This window comes from Bradyrhizobium sp. Ken51 (genome assembly GCF_055807435.1).
Genome location: NZ_JBVVPB010000044.1, coordinates 25,311 through 45,707 on the forward strand (window position 1 = coordinate 25,311; position 20,397 = coordinate 45,707).

Consider the following 20,397-nt stretch of genomic DNA (forward strand, 5'->3'; position numbering starts at 1 on the left):
ATCGTTCCTTCTGCGCAGTAGCGTCCGTCCCCGATCAGAACTTCCGTTCGACCATCTTGAGGCGCAATCCGGAAATGGCTTCGCCCGGATTCAAGCCTTTGGGACACGCCTTCGCGCAGTTGAGAATGGTGTGACAGCGATAGATCCTGAAGGGGTCTTCGAGCTTGTCGAGGCGCTCGCCCGTCGCTTCGTCGCGGCTGTCATTGACCCAGCGGGCCGCCTGGATCAGGGCAGCTGGGCCGAGGAAACGCTCCGAATTCCACCAGTAGCTTGGACAAGATGTCGAGCAGCAGGCGCAGAGAATGCACTCGTACAGTCCATCGAGCTTGGCCCGATCCTCATGGCTCTGCCGCCATTCCTTCTGTGGCGTGGGCGACACGGTTTGCAGCCAAGGCTCGATCAATGCGAGCTGGGCGTAGAAATTCGTCAGGTCCGGAACGAGGTCCTTCACCACGGGCTGGTGCGGCAAAGGCAGGACGCGCAGCGGCTCGCCTTGCGGGACGTCCTCGATCATAGACTTGGTGCAGGCGAGCGTGTTCTGGCCGGCGATATTCATTGAGCAGGAGCCGCACACGCCTTCGCGGCAGGACCGCCTGAACGTCAGCGTGGAATCGATGTTGTTCTTGATCCAGATCAGACCATCCAGCACCATGGGCCCGCAATCGCTCATATCGACGAAGTAGGTGTCGAGCCGGGGATTGCGACCGTCGTCGGGATTCCAGCGATAGACCTGGAATTCGCGCAACGATTTGCTGTCCGGCTTGGGCCAGATCCTTCCCTTTTCCACGCGGGAGTGTTTCGGAAGCCTGAACTCGACCATGTTACCTCCGGGCGGACATGAGGCGTTGACAAAGGCCGCGGCGTTCAACTCCACTTGCGCAGCTGAACCGCGCATCAGCCGAGATTGAAGCAACGGAGTTGCAGAAGATCATCCAGCGACACACCAAACAGCACGATGCGAAAGGCTGGTGCTGTCGCGAGCGCCAGCAGCACTATGAAAATGGCATAGACCAGAGCCGGCGGAGTCTCTCTAGCGAGCTTGTAGACTGCTTTCCGCATGTACCCTCCCTTGCTTGCCGGCACGCGTCATGGCGATGCCGACAACCAGCATGGCCGCACCCCATAGCAGGAAGCCGAGATCCCAGAAGATGCGCTGTTCGTCGGGGACTGTCTCATTCACCCGATGCAGCTTGAAGATCCCATGGTCCACCACACCTTCAACCAGATTGAAGATGCCCCATCCGAGCAAGACCGCTCCGAGACACCGGCTGCCCGACAAATGAATGTCGGACCTGCGCGCCCTTTGCCACAGGACATACAGGCCGAGCAGCACAAGCAGATAGGTCGCACTGTGGAAGATACCGTCCCAGGTCGTATTGAGCTTGATGTTGTCGATGGAGTTGAGCGGGTACCAGCCGCTTAACATATGATGCCATTGCAGCAGCTGATGAAACACGATGCCATCGAAAAATCCGCCCAGACCAAGCCCGAGAAGGACACCCGCGGAAATCGGGAAGCTGGATGAATTGTTGTCTTGCATGAATTGACTCGTGCGCCGATCGGCATCTGGATGATGGACAAACCATCCTCAGCGCTGCCGTTCCTATGATCATGACGCACTGCCGGTGCCAATAACCTGCGTTAACCTGCATGATCGTCTCATGACGTCGAAGACGCTTTGCGGAGCATCGCTCGGCTGCTCTGCCAACGATAGGAACGTTCGAAACGGTCCCAGCGTCTTGTGAATTCAACATTGGAGACTTCATCATGCTGAGAAGATCGTTCTTGCTTGCTTTGGGCGGACTCGGACTGTCGACCTACGCTGCGCAATCCAAACCAGCCCCACAGCGGGATTTTCGAACGGCCGACCTGATGGGTGGGGCGTTTGCGATGCAGACGAGTCAGCTCGCCCTGACGCGCACCGGCAATCCCGACATCGTCAACTTCGCGAATGCAGAGATCGCCGAACAGGTCCAGGTCGCGAGCGCGCTCGGAGCAGCGCCGGGATCGGCACCGCTGCGGCCGAATCATGCCGCCCTCTTTCAGCGCCTTCAGGCCACACCATCGGGTCCCTTCGACCGGATGTATGTGCAGGGGCAGATCCGCGGGCACCGTGAATTGCTCGCGCTCAACGCGTCGTATTTGCGATCCGGCGGCAACCCCGGCGAACAGCAGGTCGCACAGATGTCGCTGCCGATCATTCAGCGTCACTTGGCGATCCTGAGCAATCTCAGGGAAGTCGGCTAGAGCTTTACCCCAGCGACAAAGGAGCGGCGGGGCCGTGCGTGACGGCCGCCGTCAAAGTCGTCGATGATTCAAACCGCGAGGAGCCGATATGGCGTATGCCCTGTTCAAGGACGACGAAAAACTCAGCCGGACGTTTTCAACCAAAGAGGAAACGCTGAAAAAGGCCGACGACGCCGGTCTGGTCGAAAGCGGCGGAGGTCAGCCGAGGCTCGAGGACGACCTGCAGATCAAGCCCTGCTCGCCCGACCCCGAAGCTCGAAGCGAAGACGACCTCGATTGGACGCCGGGAAACCCGGCGTCCTGATCATCGATCTAACAGCCTTTGCAGATGCTCTTGATCTTTCGATCGACGTGGGAGTCCTGAGAGTTCTCCGAGCGTATTTCGGCGTCGCCCGGCATCGACGGACCGGGTGTCGCAGTTCCGTCAATCCGCCCGCTGCTGGTGCCTCCTGCGGGATTGCCGGCCCGCCCGACGGTTGTCGATCCTCGCGGACCGCCACCGGTTGATTGGGCCGTTCCAGCGGTGTTCGTGCCGGTAGCCGTCGTGCCGCGCGAAGCCGCGGCCGCGTCGGCTGGATTACCCAGGTTGGGTGATACATCCCCCGTCTGGTTTGTAGCTCCTGCAGAGCCAAGGCCTGCCGACCCAGGGCTTGCCGATCCGGGGCTTGCCGATCCAGGGCTTGCCGACCCAAGGCTCGAGGCACCGCCGGCCGACCCAGGGCTTGAGGCACCGCCGACGCCGCCGCTCGTGCCGCTCGCGCTTGCTCCGCCCGAACCACCACCGCCACCGCCGCCGCCGCCACTCTGCGCCGAGGCGGCCCCTATCGACGCGCTCGCCAGGAAGGCGATCAGTATCAAGCTCGAACTTGTCCTACGCATTGCTCAGCTCCTCTCACGATCATTGTGCGTGTGATGTTGATCGCGCTCACCACCGCCTCCCGAGACGTGTGATTTGCGGTCGTTGGTGGGCGTTCCCGGCGCAGGGCGCTCATGCTCGCGACCACCCTTTTCGGGGTGCTTGCGGTCCTGCCGCGAGGAGCCCGGACCACCGAAGCGTTCAGTGTCTGAGTTCTTGTGTGGCATTCATCGGTCCTGCTGGTAGCCTTGGTTTGTCGTGTTCTGCTTGATGTTGCCGTGACGTCCCTGCGTGTCGAAGTTCTCGCGGCCGGGCACCTTTTCGTCCGTCTCGATCTTTGGATCAGATCCGGGTCCCTTGTCGCTGCGCTGCTCTGGCGGTACGGGGGGCATTTTGGTCATTGCATGCTCCTTGTTTCAGTCTCGCGACCTCATGCGCTGGCAATGAGATGCGGCGTCGGTCGTTCCTGATCGATGCTGATGCATATGCCCGTAGGAACGAACGATTCCCGCGCGGGTTGACCCGCAGTTCATACCGAAGGCTTTTTGTTCATGGTCAAGGATCTATCGCGTGAAGCGGAGAAGGACGGCACCCGGAAGCTGATGATGGTGGGATCGGCGGTGGCAGCCGTCCTGTTTGTAGGTTTCATCGTCTGGTTCGCCGTGCCCCAGATGTTCGGGACAACAGACTATCTGGGCCGCCCCTCTACAGGCGCCGACAAAGGTGCCCCTGCCACAACCGTCGGCACGGGAGTTCCCACGCAACGCGAAGCGGTCAGCAAAGCGGCGAAGGAAAACCCGGCTGGCAATGAAGATACGACCGGCGCCCGTGCGCGGGACGTCAAACAGACCGCCCAGCCGGCTGGCCTCAACGATCAGCAGCGCGAACAGCTCCGCGCCATCGTCTCGTCGGCGCACGGCCCCACGATGGATCGTCCAAATTTCGAGATGATGATCGGTACTTCGGTGCCGCGCCAGACCGAGGTGGCCGACTTGCCGCCCGAAGTCACCCAAGTGCTGAACGGGTTCTGGGGCGATCAATACCTGATCGCTGGGAAGGATCTCGTCATTGTCGATCAGCATTCGCGCCGCGTCGCGGCAATCATCGCTGGCGTACGCTGATCGCGTGCCGCCGCATCGACAGAACCATAAAGAGGATAACTTATGCCGAGAGCGAAAGCGCCTGAAAACGACCCGAGAGAAACACCGGTCGACGATCCGCGACAGCAGACCGATTTGCCGACCCACCGGCAGACGGACCAGCCTTGGCAGGGGAATCCCGAGAAGGAGCAGATCGACCCAAAGCGTCCCCCGATTGATCTGGAGCGGTGGCAAAAATCGAATACCCACTAGCTGGCACGCACGTACTTCGTTCACCCGTCGAGCTCATGGATGGTGGGGCGCAGGTCGCCGCCCTCATCCGGTTCGAGCGTCGCCAGCGTGATCGGCAGCTTGAAGCGCCTTGGACCGGCGCTCCCGGGATTCAGGAAAAGCACTCTGTTTCTCGTGTTGACCTGCACCCGATGCGAATGTCCTGATATCACCACGTTCACACCGTGCGCTGCGGGGTCGATGGCGAGCGTCTTGAGATCGTGCAGGAGGTAGAAGCAACGAGCGCCGAGGTGCACCGTTTCGGTTTCGGGATAGCGCATCGCCCAACTGCCGACGTCGACGTTTCCCCTGATGGCGGTGACCGGCGCTATTCGGCAAAGCCTCTCCAGAACCTCCGGCGCGCCGATATCACCGGCGTGGATGATATGCGACACTCCCGCAAGACAGCGTTCGGCCTCCGGCCTGAGAAGGCCGTGCGTGTCGGAGATCACTCCGATCCTCAATGCCATGTCAGACCAGGGCTTCAGTGCAGGACATCAAGGGGTACCTTCCCGATCTCCTCACCCTCATGGTTCGTGACCAGGATCGAAAAGTGACGGTTCCTGAGTTCGGGACGCTCCGCAAGAAGTCTCCTCGCGATCTCCTCGGCAACATCCAGCGCCATGATGTCGTCAGGCAATTCAGCACCCCCCTCGTCTGCAACGGTCTTGGAGTCGATCAGATCGAAATGATAGCGCGGCACGTGAACCCTCAAATTCGTCGCAGGAACGCGCGATCTCAAGCCTTCGTTCCGGCGCTCGCACGTCAACTCCGGGCATGTCCGCAGGAACCCTCAGGGTCATCGCGGCATTGCTGCGTTTTTGGAGCCGACACATGCTCAGAGAGTTGCGCGTGCTTGCCCAGCCGGGCGCGATCATCGCCAGCCTTGCCGTCCTGTTGCTGATGGCCGCTGGTGACGCGGCGATCGTGATCGCCGTGAAGGGCTGGCCATTCTAGCCCGATGATCGATGTCGGACATATCCCTGTTGGGCCGATCGCCCCGATTGGCGCATAGGAACCTTTGTAGGCCTGACCGGTTCCGCCTGTGAAGCGGAGTGCGACAAAACGTCAATGCGGGTCTGGGTGCGAAGGGTTCTGGTGTTGTGCATGACCTGGCCGCTTGCTGCGTGCGCGGGCCGGCAGTCGGCGCTTGACCCTCAAGGGCCGCAATCCGGTCAGATCTTGCACACGCTGTTCATCTTTCTCGCCGTGGCAGCGATGGTCTGGACCGCTGTCGTGATCGTCCTGGGCATCGGAATGTTGCGGCGGAAGCGTTCGGCCGATCGGCCGCTCGATCTTCACCAGGCGTTTGAGGAACGCTCCGGGCGCGTCATCCTCGCGCTCGGGATTGCAACCACCGTCATCGTGCTCGGCCTCTCCCTTGTCAGCTATGCCGGTCAGCGCACCGTCTTCGTCAAGGACGAGAAAGCCCACACGCTCAAGATCATCGGCCACCAATGGTGGTGGGAGGTCCGCTACGAGGCCGACAGTCCGCACCAGAGTTTCGTGACCGCCAACGAGATCCGGATCCCTACCGGCCAGCCCGTGAAGGTCGAGCTTGAATCCGCCGATGTGATCCACAGCTTCTGGGTGCCCAGCCTGACCGGCAAGATGGACTTGATCCCCGGGCAGAAGAACGAGCTGCAATTCACGGCGAAGAATGCCGGCGTCTATCGCGGACAATGCGCCGAGTTCTGCGGGATCCAGCACGCCCACATGGCGTTCGCGGTGATCGCGATGTCTCCCGACGAGTTCGGCCGCTGGCGTGACCATGAAAACCAGAGCGCGAACAGCCCCGCGGATCAGCTCGGCAAACAGGGCGAGGCTCTGTTCCGGGGACGCGGATGCGCCTTGTGCCACAACATCAGCGGCACGCTGGCCGGCGGGCAGCTCGGCCCGGATCTCACGCATATCGGCAGCCGCACGACCATCGCGGCGGGGACGCTGCCGAATACTCCCGCGACGCTCGGCGCCTGGATCGCCGATCCCCAGCACATCAAGCCCGGCAATCTCATGCCGAAGATGCCGCTGCAATCGGATGAGCTGATCGCGATCATTCATTATCTGGAGCAGCTCAAGTGAGCATCGCCGCTGAACCAAATGATTTGCGGGATGACGTCCTGAACGGCCTGCAGCTTTCGACGCAGCTCGAGCGGGTGTGGCGCACGCCGTCCGGGTGGATGGGCGCGCTGATGGCAGTCGACCACAAGGTGGTCGGCCGCCGTTACATCGTCACGGCGTTCGTATTCCTGCTCCTCGGCGGCATCCTTGCGGTCCTGATGCGCGTTCAGCTTGCCGGGCCGGAGAAGACGTTTCTCTCCGCCGACAAGTACAATCAGGTCTTCACGATGCACGGCTCGACGATGATGTTCCTGTTCGCTGTGCCCGTCATGGAGGCGTTCGCCGTCTATCTGGTGCCCTTGATGGTCGGCACGCGGAACATCGCCTTTCCGCGGCTGAACGCCTTCAGCTATTGGATGTTTCTGTTCGGCGGCTGCTTCCTGTGGATCTCCTTCCTGTTCAATGTCGGCCCCGATGTCGGCTGGTTTTCCTACGTTCCCCTCTCCAGCCTGCAGTTCACACCGACGAAGCGCGCCGACGTCTGGGCGCAGATGATCACCTTTACCGAGGTCGCGGCGCTCGCAGTCGCCGTCGAGATCGTCGTCACCGTGTTCAAGCTCCGCGCGCCCGGCATGACGCTCGACCGCATTCCCCTGTTCGTCTGGGCCATGCTGGTGACGGCCTTCCTGGTGATGTTCGCCATGCCATCGATCATGGTTGCATCGACGTCACTGATCCTGGATCGGCTCGTCAATACCCGCTTCTACGATTCCTCATCGGGTGGACATCCCCTGCTCTGGCAGCACCTGTTCTGGTTCTTCGGCCATCCCGAGGTCTACATCATTTTCATCCCGGGCACGGGGATGGTCTCGGCGATCCTCGCGACGTTCGCGCGGCGGCCGGTGATCGGCTATCCCGTCGTGATCCTCTCCCTGATCGCGACCGGCTTCCTGTCGTTCGGCCTCTGGGTCCACCACATGTTCGTCACGGGCCTGCCCCAACTCGGCGCGGCCCTGTTCACCGCCTCCAGCATGCTGATCGCGGTGCCGAGTGGACTGCAGATCTTCTGCTGGCTGGCAACGCTCTGGGACGGACGTCCGGTCTACCGGACGCCGCTGTTGTTCGTGATCGGCTTCATCGTGATCTTTGTGCTCGGCGGATTGTCCGGCGTCATGGTCGCCTCGGTCCCGATCGATACCCAGGTGCACGACACTTATTTCGTCGTGGCCCACTTCCATTATGTCCTTATCGGCGGCGCTGTTTTCCCGCTGATCGGCGCGGTCTACTACTGGTTTCCCAAGATCGCGGGCCGCATGCTGAGCGAAAGACTTGGGCGCTGGAACTTCTGGCTCGCCTTCATCGGCTTCAACGTCGCGTTCTTTCCCATGCACATCCTCGGGCTGATTGGGATGCCGCGCCGGGTCTACACCTACACGGCCGACATGGATTGGGCGCACCTGAACCTCTTGTCCAGCGGCGGTGCGCTGATTTTCGCGCTCAGCTTCGCGTTGCTTCTGGTCAATGTGATCTACAGCCTGCGCAAGGGCGAGCTCGCAGGCGACAATCCCTGGGATGCCTCGACGCTGGAATGGGCGACCTCGTCGCCACCTCCGCCGCAGAACTTCGACCGCATTCCGGTCGTCAAGCACCGCGATCCGCTGTGGGCCGATAGCGAGAGCCTGCCCGTGGTCGCGGGCCTGAGTGCAGAGCGGCGCGAAGTCCTGCTGACCTCGCTGGCGGAAGCGGAGCCGCAGATCCGCGAGGCATCGCCCGAGCCGAGCATCTGGCCACTGCTCGCGGCGATCGCGACGACGATCTTCTTCATCGGCTCGATCTTCACGCCCTGGGCGGTGCTCTGGGGCACGCCGCCGATGGCCGTGACTTTGATCGGCTGGTTCTGGCCGACCGGCAGCAAGGAGGACGAGGAGTGAGACAGGCTATCGTCCGCGACGTCTCGGACCTGCCGACTTACGGCTACGGCCCGCGCAGTGGCCCCTGGTGGGGCGCCATGGGTTTCATGGCCCTCGAAGGCATGGGCTTTGCCGTTGCCATCGGCGCCTACCTTTATCTCTACGCAGTCAACCCGAGCTGGCCGATCGGAGCCTCCCCGCCGGATCTCTGGCCGGGGACGGTCGAGACGGTGATCTATGTGTTGAGCATCATTCCCAACGAGTTCACGAACCGCGCCGCACACCGGCAGGATCTCGCGAAGGTGCGGATCGGCCTGATCGTGATGGCCCTGATCGGCATCGCTCTGCTGGTGCTGCGCGGCTTCGAATTCGCGCATCTCAACACCCGATGGGACAATTCAGCCTACGGCTCGATCGTATGGCTCATTCTGGGGCTGCACACGACTCACCTTGCCACCGATCTCGGCGACACCGTCGTGCTGGCGGTGTTGATGTTCACGCGCCATGCGAAACCGCGCCGGTTCAGCGATGTGACCGACAACGTGTTCTACTGGAACTTCGTCGTGCTCGCCTGGCTGCCGCTCTACGTCTTGCTCGATTGGGTGCCACGCCTATGACCGCAGCCGATCGACATTCCAGACTGCTTTACTGGGCCGGCGTTGCGCTCGGACCCATCGCTTGGGGTATCAATTTGCAGGGCGTCTACGTGCTCGCGCACTTCTCCTGCGAACAGACCAGGATCAGTGGCGCGATCATGAGTGCGGTTCTAGCTATCGTCGCTCTCGCAGGCACTGTCATTTCAGCCCGCGCCGTTCAACGCGGCGCTGGGGCTGAATGGACGGATGCGCAAGGCGGCGGGCCACGAACGTTCATGGCCTGGCTCGGCGTCGGCTCCGGCGTGCTGTTTGCGTTGGTGATTGCGAACCAGTTCGCCGCCTCGCTCATGATCAGCCCATGCCTGCGCTGAGCTTCGCAGCACTGCTGCTCGCGCTGCTCGCGGCACCGGCCGCCGCGCACGGACTATCGGAGGTCGATCCCGGCTCGCTGTGGAGCTACGATCCCTGGCTCATGGCCCCGCTGTATGCCGTCGCTATCGCCTTCTATGTCGGAACGCAGCGGCTCTGGCACCATGCGGGCGGCGGCCGTGGCGTCAGCTTCCGCCAGGTGGCGGCATTCTGGACCGGATGGCTGGTGGCCGCGCTCGCGGTGACCTCGCCACTGCACTGGCTCGGCGAGCGTCTGTTCACCGCGCACATGGTCGAGCACGAACTGCTCATGGTGGTCGCGGCACCGCTGATGGCGTTCGCCCGGATCAATGGGCCGATGCTGTGGAGCCTGCCGGCCCGGCTTCGCCCGGCGGCGGGTCGCATGCTCAATCTGCCGATATTGGCGTGGCCGTGGCGTTTTGTAAGCCACCCCATGAGCGCGACCATCCTGCACGGTGCGGCGCTCTGGATCTGGCATGCACCGCCGCTATATGCATGGGCGCTAGAGAATACGGCGATCCATCGTCTCCAGCACATCAGCTTTTTCGCGACCGCGCTGTTGTTCTGGTGGGTGCTGCTTCATGGCCGCGGTCAGGGCCGTAGCACCCGAATTCGTGACGGCATCGCTGTCGCGTGTCTCTTCATCACGATTTTACATTCGGGTGTGCTCGGGGCTCTGCTGACGGTGTCGCCGCGGCTGTGGATCCCGGGCCAGGGCGCCCTCGCTGGCGAATTCGGCCTCTCGGCACTGGAGGATCAGCAGCTCGCCGGCATCCTGATGTGGGTGCCCATGGGAATACTCTATACCGGCGCGGCGTTGTTTTTCGCTCATCGGTGGCTGACTGCGAACGGCGGCCATTCCCACCTGCCGCTCTCTTCAACATCCGGGCTGAGCGATGCCGCATAGGAACCGCAACTTCTGTTCGGACGTTCGCCTGTCGACTGCGACACTCCACGGAGGCCACATGGAAAAACGATCCGTCATGGCGGCAACGGCTATCTTCACCGCGGCATTCTTGATGCCTGCAACCTTGAACGCGCAGGACCCACCCCGGCCAGGGATGTCGTGCCCGGTCGACCATGACAAGCTCGCCGATATCCTCAAGAAGAGTGTCAAGCCGGGCGGCGGCCCGAGCAACGGAGGTCTCGACAACAACGAATGGGCTGCCGTCGTCAATCGACAGGGTGTCGTCTGCGCCGTCGCCTATAGCGGCAGTGAGGCCGATGATCAGTGGCTTGGCAGCCGGGCCATCGCAGCCGAGAAGGCCAATACGGCGAATGCATTCAGCCTGAAGGACAAGGCCATGGCGACGGCCAATCTCTATGCCGGTGCGCAGCCCGGCGGATTCCTGTTCGGCGCGGCGCTCGGCAACCCGCCGTCCCCGGAAGCCTTGTACGCCGGATCTCCGGACAGCTTCGGCACGGCCCAGGATCCGATGGTGGGCAAGCCGATCGGCGGCACCATCGTGTTCGGAGGCGGGCTGGCGCTCTATGACGGCAACGGCGTGGCCGGTGCGCTGGGTGTGAGCGGTGACAGTTCCTGCGCCGATCACAACGTCGCCTGGCGCGTGCGCCACCAGCTCGGGCTCGACCGGGTGCCCGCCGGAGTAAGCCCGAACATGAAGGACGCGATCATCTATGACATCGGACCTGACGGCAAAAGCCCGTCGGGATTCGGTCATCCCAAGTGCAACGGCAAAGAGGATCAGATCGCGGTAGATCTCGGCGCCGGCGTTTCGGGCAATGTCGTGAGATAGTGCTTCGTCGCTCGCCGCATTTTGGAACCAAGGAAAGGCGGAACGTTTGTACGTCCGTAAACCGGCCTGCAACGGCGCACGGCCTCGTCACTGCCGTGGAGATCTTTACATATGTTAGTGCGTAGCTTCACGCAGTTGGTGAGCGTGGTGTGCGCGTCCTGCGCGTTGCTGTCATCCGCCTCGGCACAGACCGATCTGGCCAGCCGCATGAAGGATCCAGGCCAATGGCCGATGGCGGCGCGCGACTACGCCAACACCAGATATAGCGACCTTGATCAGATCAACACGTCCAACGCTTCGCGCCTCCAGCTTGCATGGACGTTCTCGGTGGGCGCCGATCGAGGCCAGGAGGCGGCGCCGCTCGTGGTGGACGGCACCATGTATGTGGTCGGCCCCTATGCAGGACCCTACCCCAATCGTGTATTTGCGCTTGATGCCACGACAGGCGAATTGAAATGGTCCTACGCGCCGAAGCCGGAGCCCGCGGCCGCGGGCGTTGCCTGCTGCGACGTCGTCAATCGCGGACTGGCCTTCGACAATGGCAAGGTTTTCCTCAACACGCTCGATAACCACACCGTCGCGATCGACGCCAAGTCCGGCAAAGAGCTTTGGCACACGAAGCTCGGCGAGATCAACAAGGGCGAAACCATCACGATGGCTCCCATCGTGGTGAAAGGCAAAATTCTCGTCGGCAACAGCGGCGGCGAACTGGGCGTGCGCGGCTGGGTCACCGCACTCGACGAGACCACCGGCGCCATCGCCTGGCGCGCTTATTCAACAGGGCCCGATAAGGACGTGCTGATCGGCGACGATTTCAAGCCGTTCTACGACAATCTCAAAGGCCAGGATCTCGGCGTGAAGAGCTGGCCCGCCGACCGCTGGCAGGTCGGTGGCGGCACGGTTTGGGGCTGGATCTCTTACGATCCCGATCTGAACCTGATCTATTACGGCACGGCCAATCCAAGTCCCTGGAACGCGAACCAGCGCAGCGGTGATAATCTCTGGAGCGCGTCGATCTTCGCGCGAAATCCAGACACAGGCCAGGCGAAATGGGCCTACCAGGTCAACCCGCACGATCTGTTCGATCACGACGAGATCAATGAGAACGTGCTCGTCGACCTCGAACTGAATGGACAGCCGCGCAAGGTGCTGATCCACCCCGGCCGCAACGGCTACATGTACGTGATGGATCGCGCCACCGGTGAAGTGATTTCGGCGGACGCGTATGATTTCGTTAACAGCTACAAGGGCGTCGATCTGAAGACAGGCAAGATCATCCCGAACGAGGAGAAGACTCCGCTTGTCGGCAAGACAGTCGAGAACATCTGCCCGAGCGCGCCCGGCGCCAAGGATTGGCAGCCGAGCGCGTGGTCACCGCGCACAAAACTTCTCTACGTTCCGCATCAGCATCTCTGCATGAGCTTCAAGGCTTCTCAAGTCGGCTACATCGCCGGGACGCCCTATGTCGGCGCAGACGTCGACATGTATGCCGGCCCCGGCGGCTATCGCGGCGAGTTCATGGCGTGGGATCCGATCGCGCGCAAGAAGGTCTGGGAGATTCACGAGAAGCTGCCGGTCTGGAGCGGCGCGCTGGTGACGGCTGGCGACGTCGCGTTCTACGGCACCATGGATAGGCTCTTCAAAGTGGTGGATGCCAAGGATGGACGCGTGCTCTGGCAATTCCGCGCTGGATCCGGGTTCATCGGCCAGCCGATCTCCTATCGCGGCTCCGACGGACAGCAATACATCGCGATCCTGTCGGGCGTCGGCGGCTGGCCGGGGGTGGTCGCCAATGCCGAGGTCGATCCGCGGGTGCGCAACGGCGCCCTTGGCTTTACCGGCGCGACGCAGGATTTGCCGTTCTACACCGCCGGTGGGAGCGAGCTGCTGGTCTTCAAACTCGGCGGCGCAAATGGTGAGGACACCAGCCATGCGCCCTCTAAATAGGCGTCCCCGCATATCGTTTGGCATTCTCTTCGCGCTCGCGACAACGGCAGCGGCAGCGTCGGAGGGTGAGCTTCGCGTCTGTGCCGATCCCAACAATCTGCCGTTCTCGAACAGTGCCGAAGCAGGATTCGAAAACAGGCTCGCGGCCATGGTGGCTGAGCATTTCGGCCAGCAGGTCTCCTACACCTGGTGGGCGCAGCGCCGCGGCTTCATCCGCAACACACTGAAAGCCGGCAGATGCGACGTCGTCATGGGCGTGCCGTCCGGCTATGAACTCGTCGAGACGACCAGGCCCTATTATCGCTCGAGCTACGTGTTCGTCACACGGCAGGACCAGCACCTCGAGCTTTCGTCCCTGCTCGACCCGCGCTTGCATCACCTCGTGATCGGCGTGCATCTGATCGGCGATGACGGCAACAATCCGCCGCCCGCGCAGGCGCTCGGCGACCAAGGCATCGTCGACAACCTCCGCGGCTACTCCATCTACGGTGATTATCGCCAACCCGATCCGCCGGCACGCCTGATCGAAGCGGTCGAAAGCGGCAAGATCGATGTCGCCGCAGCATGGGGGCCGCTCGGCGGATATTTCGCCCAGCGCTCTCCCGTCCCCCTGACGGTCACGCCGATCCGGGATTACGAACGCTTTCCATCTCAGCAATTCCGGTTCGCCATCGCGATGGGGGTGCGCAAAGGCGACGACGTTTTGCGCGACCGACTCAATGCATTCATCGACGAGCACGGGACTGAGATCGCGTCACTGCTGCGCAGTTACGGCGTTCCGCTGGTGGACGAACCGACTCCGGTATCGGGAGGACACGAATGATGTCTGCTCCAGTGCTGCGCGCGAGCGCCCTGTCGTTGCTGCTGGCGACCGTGCCGAACGGCGCGGCAATCGCCCAGCAGACCCTGCCGCAGTCGCAGGAGGCGCAGATGCCGACGCTGTCCCCGCGCCCGAATTTCGGTGGCAATGTTGGCAATGGCAGCCCCGGCGTCTTCATGCAGATTCCGGTCAGTCACCTCCATCCCGGCGCGCAGCCGGACCCGCCGCAAATCAAGAATCCAGTGCAAGGCGATCCCAACGCGCAGCAGCGTGGGATGACCTACTATGTCAACTTCAACTGCGTCGGCTGCCACGCGCCCAATGGCGGTGGCGGCATGGGGCCGGCGCTGAGCAACAACATCTTTATTTACGGCTCGCAGCCCGAGAACATCTTTCTGTCGATCTACCAGGGGCGGCCAAACGGAATGCCGGCCTGGGGCGGCGTGCTGCCCGACAGCGTGATCTGGGACCTGGTCACCTATATCGGCAAGATCAGCAACGAGCCGAGCCACCAATGGGGCCGCACCTTTTCGGCCAATCTGCCGTCGCCCGAGGTCGAGCAGGTCCCGAGCGAGCAGGTCTCCACGACCGATCCCTGGTCTGCCACCAAGTCTTTCAATTTCGGCCAGAAGCCCTGATCGGCCGAGCGGAGCAGCAATGGTGAATCCGATCACGAGATTGCTAGTCACCGCGCTGCTGGCTACGACAGGCGCCGCCTGCAACGCTGCGGGCCCGGACAACTTCGTGGGCGACGCGCGTCGTGGCGCCGACCTCGTGAAGCAGTACCAGTGCGGCGGCTGTCACGATATTCCCGGCATTGCCGGTGCAGACGGTAACGTCGGCCCCCCCTTGCATCGGATCGGCACGCGGACCTACATCGCCGGCTACATCCACAATTCGCCGGACAACATGGCTGACTGGATCGAGGATCCACAGCGGGCGTTGCCGGGCAATGCCATGCCGCGAATGGGCATCCCGCAGAAGGACGCGCGGGACATCGCGGCGTTTCTCTACACGCTGAAGTGACCATCATGACACCGACACACCGTTCGACGAATTGGTTCCGTGAGGCGCCATTGCTGGCCGTCACCGTCGTGGTCGTCGCTATCATGGGACTGGGCCTCCTCGCCGGCGGCGCCTGGCTCGCGGCCCTCGGTGGCTCCATCTACTATCTAATCGCGGGCATCATGCTTCTGCTCACGAGCTGGCTGCTCGCGCGCCGTCGTGCCGAGGCGCTCTGGATTTATGCGGCGCTGCTGGGCGGGACGATGGCGTGGGCGATCTGGGAAGCCGGATTCGATTTCTGGTCGCTCGCCCCGCGGGGCGACGTATTGGCACCACTCGGCGTCTGGCTGCTGTTGCCCTTCATTGTGCGTCGACTGGCACCGCGCATGCGGACCGCACGTTGGGCGCTCGGCCTCGTGCTGATCGTAGCCGTCGTCGTGCTCGGCGTTTCTCTGGCGAGGGACCGGCATGATATCGCCGGCACGATACCGGAGATCGAAACGACAGGCGCTGTTGCCTGGTCCGAGCCGACCCGGCCTGACGCCGGCGAGAACTGGACAGCCTACGGCGGCAGCGGCTTCGGTACGCGCTTCTCGTCGCTGAGCCAGATCACCAAGGACAACGTCAAGGACCTCAAGCTCGCCTGGGAATTCCGCACCGGCGACCACAAGGGCCCTGATGATCCCGACGAGATCACCAACCAGGCAACGCCGCTCAAGGTGGGTGATCTGCTCTACACTTGCTCGCCGCACCAGATCGTGTTCGCGCTCGAAGCTGCGACCGGAAAACTGCGCTGGAAGTTCGATCCGCAGGTCCAGCACAACAAGGCGTTCCAGCACATGACCTGCCGCGGCGTGTCCTATCACGCGACCAGGCCCGGCGCGGTCACTGCCAACGGCGCGCCGGCCCTGAACGATTGTGCGGGACGCATCTTCGTCCCAACCAACGACGGGCGGATGTTCGCGCTCGATGCCCAGAGCGGTGTGCCTTGCCAGAGTTTTGGCAACCAGGGACAGATCGATCTCAAGCAAGGCAGCGAGATCCAGACACTCGGCTTCTACGAGGGCACTTCGCCGCCCGTGGTCACGGACAAGGTGCTGATCGTCGGCGGAGCGGTGATCGACAACTATTCCGATCGCGTCCCGTCGGGCGTGATCCGCGGCTTCGATATCTATTCGGGACGGTTGATCTGGGCGTTCGATGCCGGCAATTCCGATCCGAACGAAATGCCCTCCGCCTCGCATCATTTCACGGCCGGCTCACCCAATTCGTGGAGCATTTCGGCGGTCGACGAGAAGCTCGGACTCGTCTACGTGCCGCTCGGCTCGAGTTCTCCGGATATCTGGGGCGGCGGCCGTTCGCGCGAAAACGAGCGCTACGATTCGGCATTGATTGCGCTCGATGTCTCGACCGGAAAACTGCGTTGGTCGTTCCAGAACGTACACCACGATCTCTGGGACATGGATATGCCGTCGCAGCCCAGTCTGGTCGATTTGCGCTCCAACGGCGGCGTCACGCCTGCGATCTACATCCCGGCAAAGACCGGCGACATCTTCGTGCTCGACCGCCGCGACGGACGTCAGTTGGTGCCCGCACCGGAGAAGCCGGTGCCTCAGGGCGCCGCGAAGGGAGACCGGCTGTCGCCAACCCAACCTTTTTCGGAATTGAGTTTCCGCCCCTCCGGCATGCTGACGGACGCGCAGATGTGGGGCAGCACGATGTTCGACCAGCTCGCCTGCCGGATCAAGTTCAAGCGCCTGCGCTATGAGGGGCCGTTCACTCCGCCGTCTGAACAAGGCACGCTGGTGTTTCCCGGAGACTTCGGCATGTTCGAATGGGGCGGCATTGCCGTCGATCCGCAGCGCCAGATCGCGATCGCAAACCCTCAATCGATTCCCTTCGTCTCGCGCCTGGTGCCGCGCGGGAAGGACAATCCGGCCGCGCCGAATGCGGCGCATCCGCCGGGAACCGAGCTCGGCGTGCAGCCGATGTACGGCGCGCCCTACGGCGTCGACCTCGGCATTTTTCTCTCGCCGCTCGGCATCCCCTGCCTTGCCCCGCCATGGGGCAATATCGCAGCGATCGATCTCAAAACGCACAAGGTGGTCTGGCAGCATCGCATCGGCACGATCCGCGATCAGGCCCCGCTGCCGCTGCCATTCAAGCTCGGCGTTCCCATGCTGGGCGGTCCGATCGTCACCGCGGGCGGCATTATCTTCATCACGGGAACGATGGACGACTACATCCGCGCGTTTGACGTTCGCGATGGCCGACAGCTTTGGCAGGACCGCCTTCCTACCGGCGGCCAGTCGACGCCGATGACCTATGAGGCCGGCGGCAAGCAATACGTTGTAACGGTCGACGGCGGCCACGGCTCGTTCGGAACTAAACTCGGCGATTACGTGCGGGCCTACGCGCTGCCGTGATCTGCCTCGGCAGGACTTGCTTGTACTTGCCCACGCCTTGTCCCGGTCTGCCGGCGCGACGCGCAACTGCTGAAGCCAGGAGAGCCACGCCCGCAGCTAGTCCCAGCGCCGCGAGCCCCTGACTGATGACCCCGGCAGGTGGGAGTTGCTTGCGCGACAGCCAACCGCCGTCGATCGACGTGCCCTGCGGACCAGCTTCGATCATGGTGCCCTCGCTGCTCTTTGCGGGGTGCGCGCGCGACAGCAGGTAGCGGAAGGCAGCTCCCACGATGTTCTCGGTGATCTGCGGAGCCATCGCATAGGCAATCTGGCCGGCACGAGCCGGCCAGCCCACGGCGACCTCGTCTCGGGGTGCGCGAACGAGGCTCACGAACGTCTCGGCAACGTCCTCCGACTGATACAGCAGCGGACCGGGATCGAGCGTTCGGCCGGACATATTGGCGCCGTGGACGAAGCCCGGCGTGTCGACCATGGCCGGGAAGACGCCGCAGACATGAATGTTGCGGTGAGCCCTGAGCTCCTGACGCAGGCTCGCGGTGAAGCCGCGTAGGCCGAACTTGCTGGCCGTATAGGCCGCAGCAAAGGGCGTCGGCGCCCAGCCGCCGAGCGAGATGTTGTTGATCAGAATACCGCGGTTCTGGCGCAGGAAGATCGGAAGCACCGCGAAAGCGCCATGCATCGTGCCGAGGAGATTGACCTCGATCGTTCGGCGATGAAGCGCGATATCCGCATCCTGATAGGCCCCGAAAACGCCCGTGCCGGCGTTGTTGATCCAGACGTCGATGCCACCGAACGCGTCGTCGGCCTCCCGGGCCAGTCGCTGCACCGCCTCGGCATCGGTGACATCGGTCGCGATCGCCAACGCGCGGCCTCCGAGCGCCTGGCATTCTGCGGCGAGGCTCGTCAGGACTTCAGCACGGCGTGCCGCCAGGACCACGCTTGCGCCCTTGCCCGCGAAGGCCAGCGCCGCAGCACGCCCGATTCCGCTGGAAGCGCCGGTTATGACGACGCGCGTGCCAGTCATTTGCCGCGGCTCAGATCCGGAGCCGCTCGCCGGAAGCAGCCAGTGCAGGGATCGCCGGAGGCGCTCGACCCCATGCGTTTCGAACCAGTCGCCATGCGCGAAGATCACCCGCTCCGGAGATAGCCGTACGAGCCGCTCCGCTGCGGATCGCGCGGAACGGCCGCCGAGGCGCAGCAGCAGCCGCAGATAGACCGGCGCCGTGCCGTTCGGCTTGGAAATGCCGAGGAGGTTCGCCGCGGCCTCGTTTGGCGCGCTGAGATCATTGGGATCGAGATTTTGCACGAGATCCGTCAGGATCAGTGTCCGGCTGCGCTTGTCGAACAGCTCGATCTCGGAGAACATCGGAGCGTTCACCGAGACGGCTTCGAGGTCGGCCCTCCATTCCTCAGGCGTCGTGTCTCCGAGCTCGCGGTCGATGCGGATGCGTGCTGCTCGAACTTGCCTGCGCGCCGAAAGGCCCCGCGCCGCGAAAATCGTCACCTGTGGCAGCTCCTTCTGCCAGTCGGACAGGAACATCCAGTGCGCGATATTCGGCGCGAGCAAGTACCTTATCGTCCCAAGCCGCTCCAGCTCACCGCGGAGGGCCGGCGAATATCTCACCGGCGAATGCAGCACGAGATCGCCGTTCGACAGCCGAATGACGGTCATGCGCACCGGGAGTTTCAGACCGGCGGCGCTGATCGGGGCGTCGTCCACGACCCAGATATCGTCCGTCGCGCGCGACAGACGGGCGGTCGACAAGGTGGCGTCGGAACTTTGCATGAGCGTCTTCCATCACAAGGCGTTTGCTCAAGCTTCGGGAGCGACGCTCGTTCCTCGCTAGGAAGCCCAAGCCTGCTTGCGGGCATTGCGTCGGCGACGGCGCGCCGCGAGTCGTCCTCGGACCCTCTCCGCCGGAATGTGCCGCGAGATTGCCGGGGCAAGCTCCGGCTCTGAGTGGCGTTGTTCGGCCGCAATAGGGGCTTGGTCCGGACGAGCTTCCATCAGATCGAGCACCGCGCGGCCCTTGGCCGTGATGCGCCACCCGCCATTTGTCCGGTCGATCAGCCCTTGCGAAAAGATGTCCAGGCCGGGCACCCGCGCGCCCAGCCGCCGGGTACGCTCCGTCCAGTCGCGACCGCTGGTCGCCAGAATGGCCATATCCCGCTTGAGATCCTCCATTGCGGCGAACCCATCCGGGTAGCTCACCAGGATCTTGAGGACCGTCACGTGGAAATTCACCCCCGCCCCCACATGACCATCGTCACATCGTCGGGATTTCAGAGAGGGCATTGCGGGCCGCCTGTTTGAGGCGATCCGCACAGATGTCACCCCTGCTTGCAGTCTCCAGAAGCTTCGATGCGACGCGGGTCCGGGCGCCAATCTCACAGCGTGGAACACCTTCACACACCTCGTCGAGAACGGTGCGCAACAACGCCTTGGTCGCGGTATCGATCATGGAAAGCCCCAGCGGAAAGGTTCACGGTAGGGCAACCGCTCCGGCCTGTGATTCAACATTGTTAATGATCTGAAAATTTGCTGGCTTGGCCACCCCGTCGCCTTTGGCGGGGTCTCCGGCTGCTGGGCGATCCACGAGCGGTATGGCGCCATCAGCAGCAGCTTGGTCAGTTGGAGAGGGAAACGCTTGGTGGATGCGATCGCAAAAGCACATGGCGATGCTTCCATTCTCGGACCCCGGTCGACAGCCTTGGATGCCGAACGAAAGCGGCCATCTCCAAGAGCCGCAGAACGAACCGCTTTCCCAAAAGGAATCACGTGGCAAATGATAGAGCGACCTTTCCAACAGTGGACATGAGTTCTCGTTCTCGCGGCGCATTTCGCCCGAGCTTTGCCTGGTCACTCCACCCTCAAAGCCAAGAGGGCACAGGGAAGGCCGGGTGCCGGCTGGCACCCGCGGTCCGCTGCGCGAAAATGTAGCGCAAGGAAACCGCACAGCAGCATACAGGTGTAGCCAATCACTCGGCCTTCCCTGCGCGATGGTTGGACGG

General features: G+C 62.9%; 24 protein-coding genes. 15 read left to right on the plus strand and 9 right to left on the minus strand.

Annotation, left to right across the window (positions count from 1 at the left end; genetic code table 11):
* Nucleotides 1-34 precede the first annotated feature (34 nt).
* The 3 genes from AC0L27_RS37245 to AC0L27_RS37255 form a co-directional block, all read right to left on the minus strand.
* A complete protein-coding gene (locus AC0L27_RS37245) occupies nucleotides 35-820 on the minus strand; it encodes a succinate dehydrogenase iron-sulfur subunit (protein ID WP_354059995.1) in 786 nt (261 codons plus the stop codon).
* 74 nt (nucleotides 821-894) lie between these two features.
* Nucleotides 895-1,059: a hypothetical protein gene (locus AC0L27_RS37250; protein WP_275169454.1), complete on the minus strand. Its 165-nt coding sequence runs from the start codon at nucleotides 1,057-1,059 to the stop codon at nucleotides 895-897.
* Complete coding sequence (locus AC0L27_RS37255; RefSeq protein WP_354059993.1) at nucleotides 1,031-1,540, minus strand: DUF2243 domain-containing protein; 510 nt, start codon at nucleotides 1,538-1,540, stop codon at nucleotides 1,031-1,033. Before AC0L27_RS37255 ends, AC0L27_RS37250 begins: the two co-directional genes overlap by 29 nt.
* 227 nt (nucleotides 1,541-1,767) lie before the next feature.
* Here AC0L27_RS37255 and AC0L27_RS37260 point away from each other — a divergent pair, with 227 nt between their 5' ends.
* Both AC0L27_RS37260 and AC0L27_RS37265 read left to right on the plus strand, forming a co-directional pair.
* The gene (locus AC0L27_RS37260; protein WP_354204881.1) at nucleotides 1,768-2,247 is read left to right on the plus strand and encodes a DUF4142 domain-containing protein; all 480 of its coding nucleotides are present in this window, start codon (nucleotides 1,768-1,770) and stop codon (nucleotides 2,245-2,247) included.
* A gap of 88 nt (nucleotides 2,248-2,335) precedes the next feature.
* On the plus strand, nucleotides 2,336-2,551 hold the full coding sequence (locus AC0L27_RS37265; protein WP_354204879.1) for a hypothetical protein: 216 nt from the start codon (nucleotides 2,336-2,338) through the stop codon (nucleotides 2,549-2,551).
* A 779-nt stretch (nucleotides 2,552-3,330) separates the two neighbouring features.
* On the opposite strand, the gene AC0L27_RS37270 is transcribed toward AC0L27_RS37265, so the two are convergent.
* Nucleotides 3,331-3,504: a hypothetical protein gene (locus tag AC0L27_RS37270; RefSeq protein ID WP_354059987.1), complete on the minus strand. Its 174-nt coding sequence runs from the start codon at nucleotides 3,502-3,504 to the stop codon at nucleotides 3,331-3,333.
* Nucleotides 3,505-3,654: 150 nt separating this feature from the next.
* Between AC0L27_RS37270 and AC0L27_RS37275 the strand changes: the two genes are divergently transcribed.
* Nucleotides 3,655-4,224, plus strand: a complete 570-nt coding sequence (locus tag AC0L27_RS37275; protein ID WP_354204875.1) for a DUF1236 domain-containing protein — start codon at nucleotides 3,655-3,657, stop codon at nucleotides 4,222-4,224.
* Between the two features lie 251 nt (nucleotides 4,225-4,475).
* Here the strand turns inward: AC0L27_RS37275 and AC0L27_RS37280 are convergent, their stop codons facing one another.
* Entirely contained in the window at nucleotides 4,476-4,943 is a 468-nt protein-coding gene (locus AC0L27_RS37280) for a metallophosphoesterase family protein (protein WP_473322729.1), read from the minus strand.
* A gap of 14 nt (nucleotides 4,944-4,957) precedes the next feature.
* Complete coding sequence (locus tag AC0L27_RS37285; RefSeq protein ID WP_354059982.1) at nucleotides 4,958-5,176, minus strand: DUF6894 family protein; 219 nt, start codon at nucleotides 5,174-5,176, stop codon at nucleotides 4,958-4,960.
* A 131-nt stretch (nucleotides 5,177-5,307) separates the two neighbouring features.
* Here AC0L27_RS37285 and AC0L27_RS37290 point away from each other — a divergent pair, with 131 nt between their 5' ends.
* The 12 genes from AC0L27_RS37290 (at nucleotide 5,308) to AC0L27_RS37345 (ending at nucleotide 17,385) form a co-directional block, all read left to right on the plus strand.
* The gene (locus AC0L27_RS37290) at nucleotides 5,308-5,430 is read left to right on the plus strand and encodes a hypothetical protein (protein ID WP_275169462.1); all 123 of its coding nucleotides are present in this window, start codon (nucleotides 5,308-5,310) and stop codon (nucleotides 5,428-5,430) included.
* 150 nt (nucleotides 5,431-5,580) lie between these two features.
* Complete coding sequence (coxB, locus tag AC0L27_RS37295) at nucleotides 5,581-6,555, plus strand: cytochrome c oxidase subunit II (RefSeq protein ID WP_275169463.1); 975 nt, start codon at nucleotides 5,581-5,583, stop codon at nucleotides 6,553-6,555.
* Nucleotides 6,552-8,465: a cytochrome c oxidase subunit I gene (ctaD, locus tag AC0L27_RS37300; protein WP_275169464.1), complete on the plus strand. Its 1,914-nt coding sequence runs from the start codon at nucleotides 6,552-6,554 to the stop codon at nucleotides 8,463-8,465. Before coxB ends, ctaD begins: the two co-directional genes overlap by 4 nt.
* Nucleotides 8,462-9,061 (plus strand): cytochrome c oxidase subunit 3, encoded by a 600-nt coding sequence (locus tag AC0L27_RS37305; protein ID WP_354204869.1) that lies wholly within the window; start codon nucleotides 8,462-8,464, stop codon nucleotides 9,059-9,061. Before ctaD ends, AC0L27_RS37305 begins: the two co-directional genes overlap by 4 nt.
* A complete protein-coding gene (locus AC0L27_RS37310) occupies nucleotides 9,058-9,411 on the plus strand; it encodes a hypothetical protein (protein ID WP_354059975.1) in 354 nt (117 codons plus the stop codon). Before AC0L27_RS37305 ends, AC0L27_RS37310 begins: the two co-directional genes overlap by 4 nt.
* On the plus strand, nucleotides 9,399-10,337 hold the full coding sequence (locus tag AC0L27_RS37315; protein WP_354204867.1) for a cytochrome c oxidase assembly protein: 939 nt from the start codon (nucleotides 9,399-9,401) through the stop codon (nucleotides 10,335-10,337). Before AC0L27_RS37310 ends, AC0L27_RS37315 begins: the two co-directional genes overlap by 13 nt.
* A 58-nt stretch (nucleotides 10,338-10,395) precedes the next feature.
* Nucleotides 10,396-11,187 carry a GlcG/HbpS family heme-binding protein gene (locus AC0L27_RS37320; protein WP_275169468.1) on the plus strand — a complete coding sequence of 264 codons (792 nt, stop codon included), beginning with the start codon at nucleotides 10,396-10,398 and terminating at the stop codon, nucleotides 11,185-11,187.
* A 111-nt stretch (nucleotides 11,188-11,298) separates the two neighbouring features.
* Nucleotides 11,299-13,134 carry a methanol/ethanol family PQQ-dependent dehydrogenase gene (locus AC0L27_RS37325; protein WP_275169469.1) on the plus strand — a complete coding sequence of 612 codons (1,836 nt, stop codon included), beginning with the start codon at nucleotides 11,299-11,301 and terminating at the stop codon, nucleotides 13,132-13,134.
* Nucleotides 13,118-13,957 carry a substrate-binding domain-containing protein gene (locus AC0L27_RS37330; RefSeq protein ID WP_275169470.1) on the plus strand — a complete coding sequence of 280 codons (840 nt, stop codon included), beginning with the start codon at nucleotides 13,118-13,120 and terminating at the stop codon, nucleotides 13,955-13,957. Before AC0L27_RS37325 ends, AC0L27_RS37330 begins: the two co-directional genes overlap by 17 nt.
* Nucleotides 13,957-14,592 (plus strand): c-type cytochrome, encoded by a 636-nt coding sequence (locus AC0L27_RS37335; protein WP_354205509.1) that lies wholly within the window; start codon nucleotides 13,957-13,959, stop codon nucleotides 14,590-14,592. Before AC0L27_RS37330 ends, AC0L27_RS37335 begins: the two co-directional genes overlap by 1 nt.
* Before the next feature lie 19 nt (nucleotides 14,593-14,611).
* Nucleotides 14,612-14,980, plus strand: coding sequence for a c-type cytochrome (locus tag AC0L27_RS37340; protein WP_354204862.1), 369 nt, complete (start codon nucleotides 14,612-14,614; stop codon nucleotides 14,978-14,980).
* A 5-nt stretch (nucleotides 14,981-14,985) separates the two neighbouring features.
* A complete protein-coding gene (locus tag AC0L27_RS37345; RefSeq protein WP_473322736.1) occupies nucleotides 14,986-17,385 on the plus strand; it encodes a glucose/quinate/shikimate family membrane-bound PQQ-dependent dehydrogenase in 2,400 nt (799 codons plus the stop codon).
* Here the strand turns inward: AC0L27_RS37345 and AC0L27_RS37350 are convergent.
* Genes AC0L27_RS37350 through AC0L27_RS37360 form a run of 3 tightly spaced genes read right to left on the minus strand, consistent with a single transcriptional unit; the run spans nucleotide 17,345 to nucleotide 19,847 of the window.
* Entirely contained in the window at nucleotides 17,345-19,171 is a 1,827-nt protein-coding gene (locus AC0L27_RS37350; protein WP_354204858.1) for an SDR family oxidoreductase, read from the minus strand. The two genes, AC0L27_RS37345 and AC0L27_RS37350, sit on opposite strands and share 41 nt — an antisense overlap.
* A 57-nt stretch (nucleotides 19,172-19,228) precedes the next feature.
* Entirely contained in the window at nucleotides 19,229-19,630 is a 402-nt protein-coding gene (locus AC0L27_RS37355; RefSeq protein WP_473322740.1) for a hypothetical protein, read from the minus strand.
* Between the two features lie 22 nt (nucleotides 19,631-19,652).
* The gene (locus tag AC0L27_RS37360) at nucleotides 19,653-19,847 is read right to left on the minus strand and encodes a hypothetical protein (RefSeq protein ID WP_275169475.1); all 195 of its coding nucleotides are present in this window, start codon (nucleotides 19,845-19,847) and stop codon (nucleotides 19,653-19,655) included.
* Nucleotides 19,848-20,397: the final 550 nt, after the last annotated feature.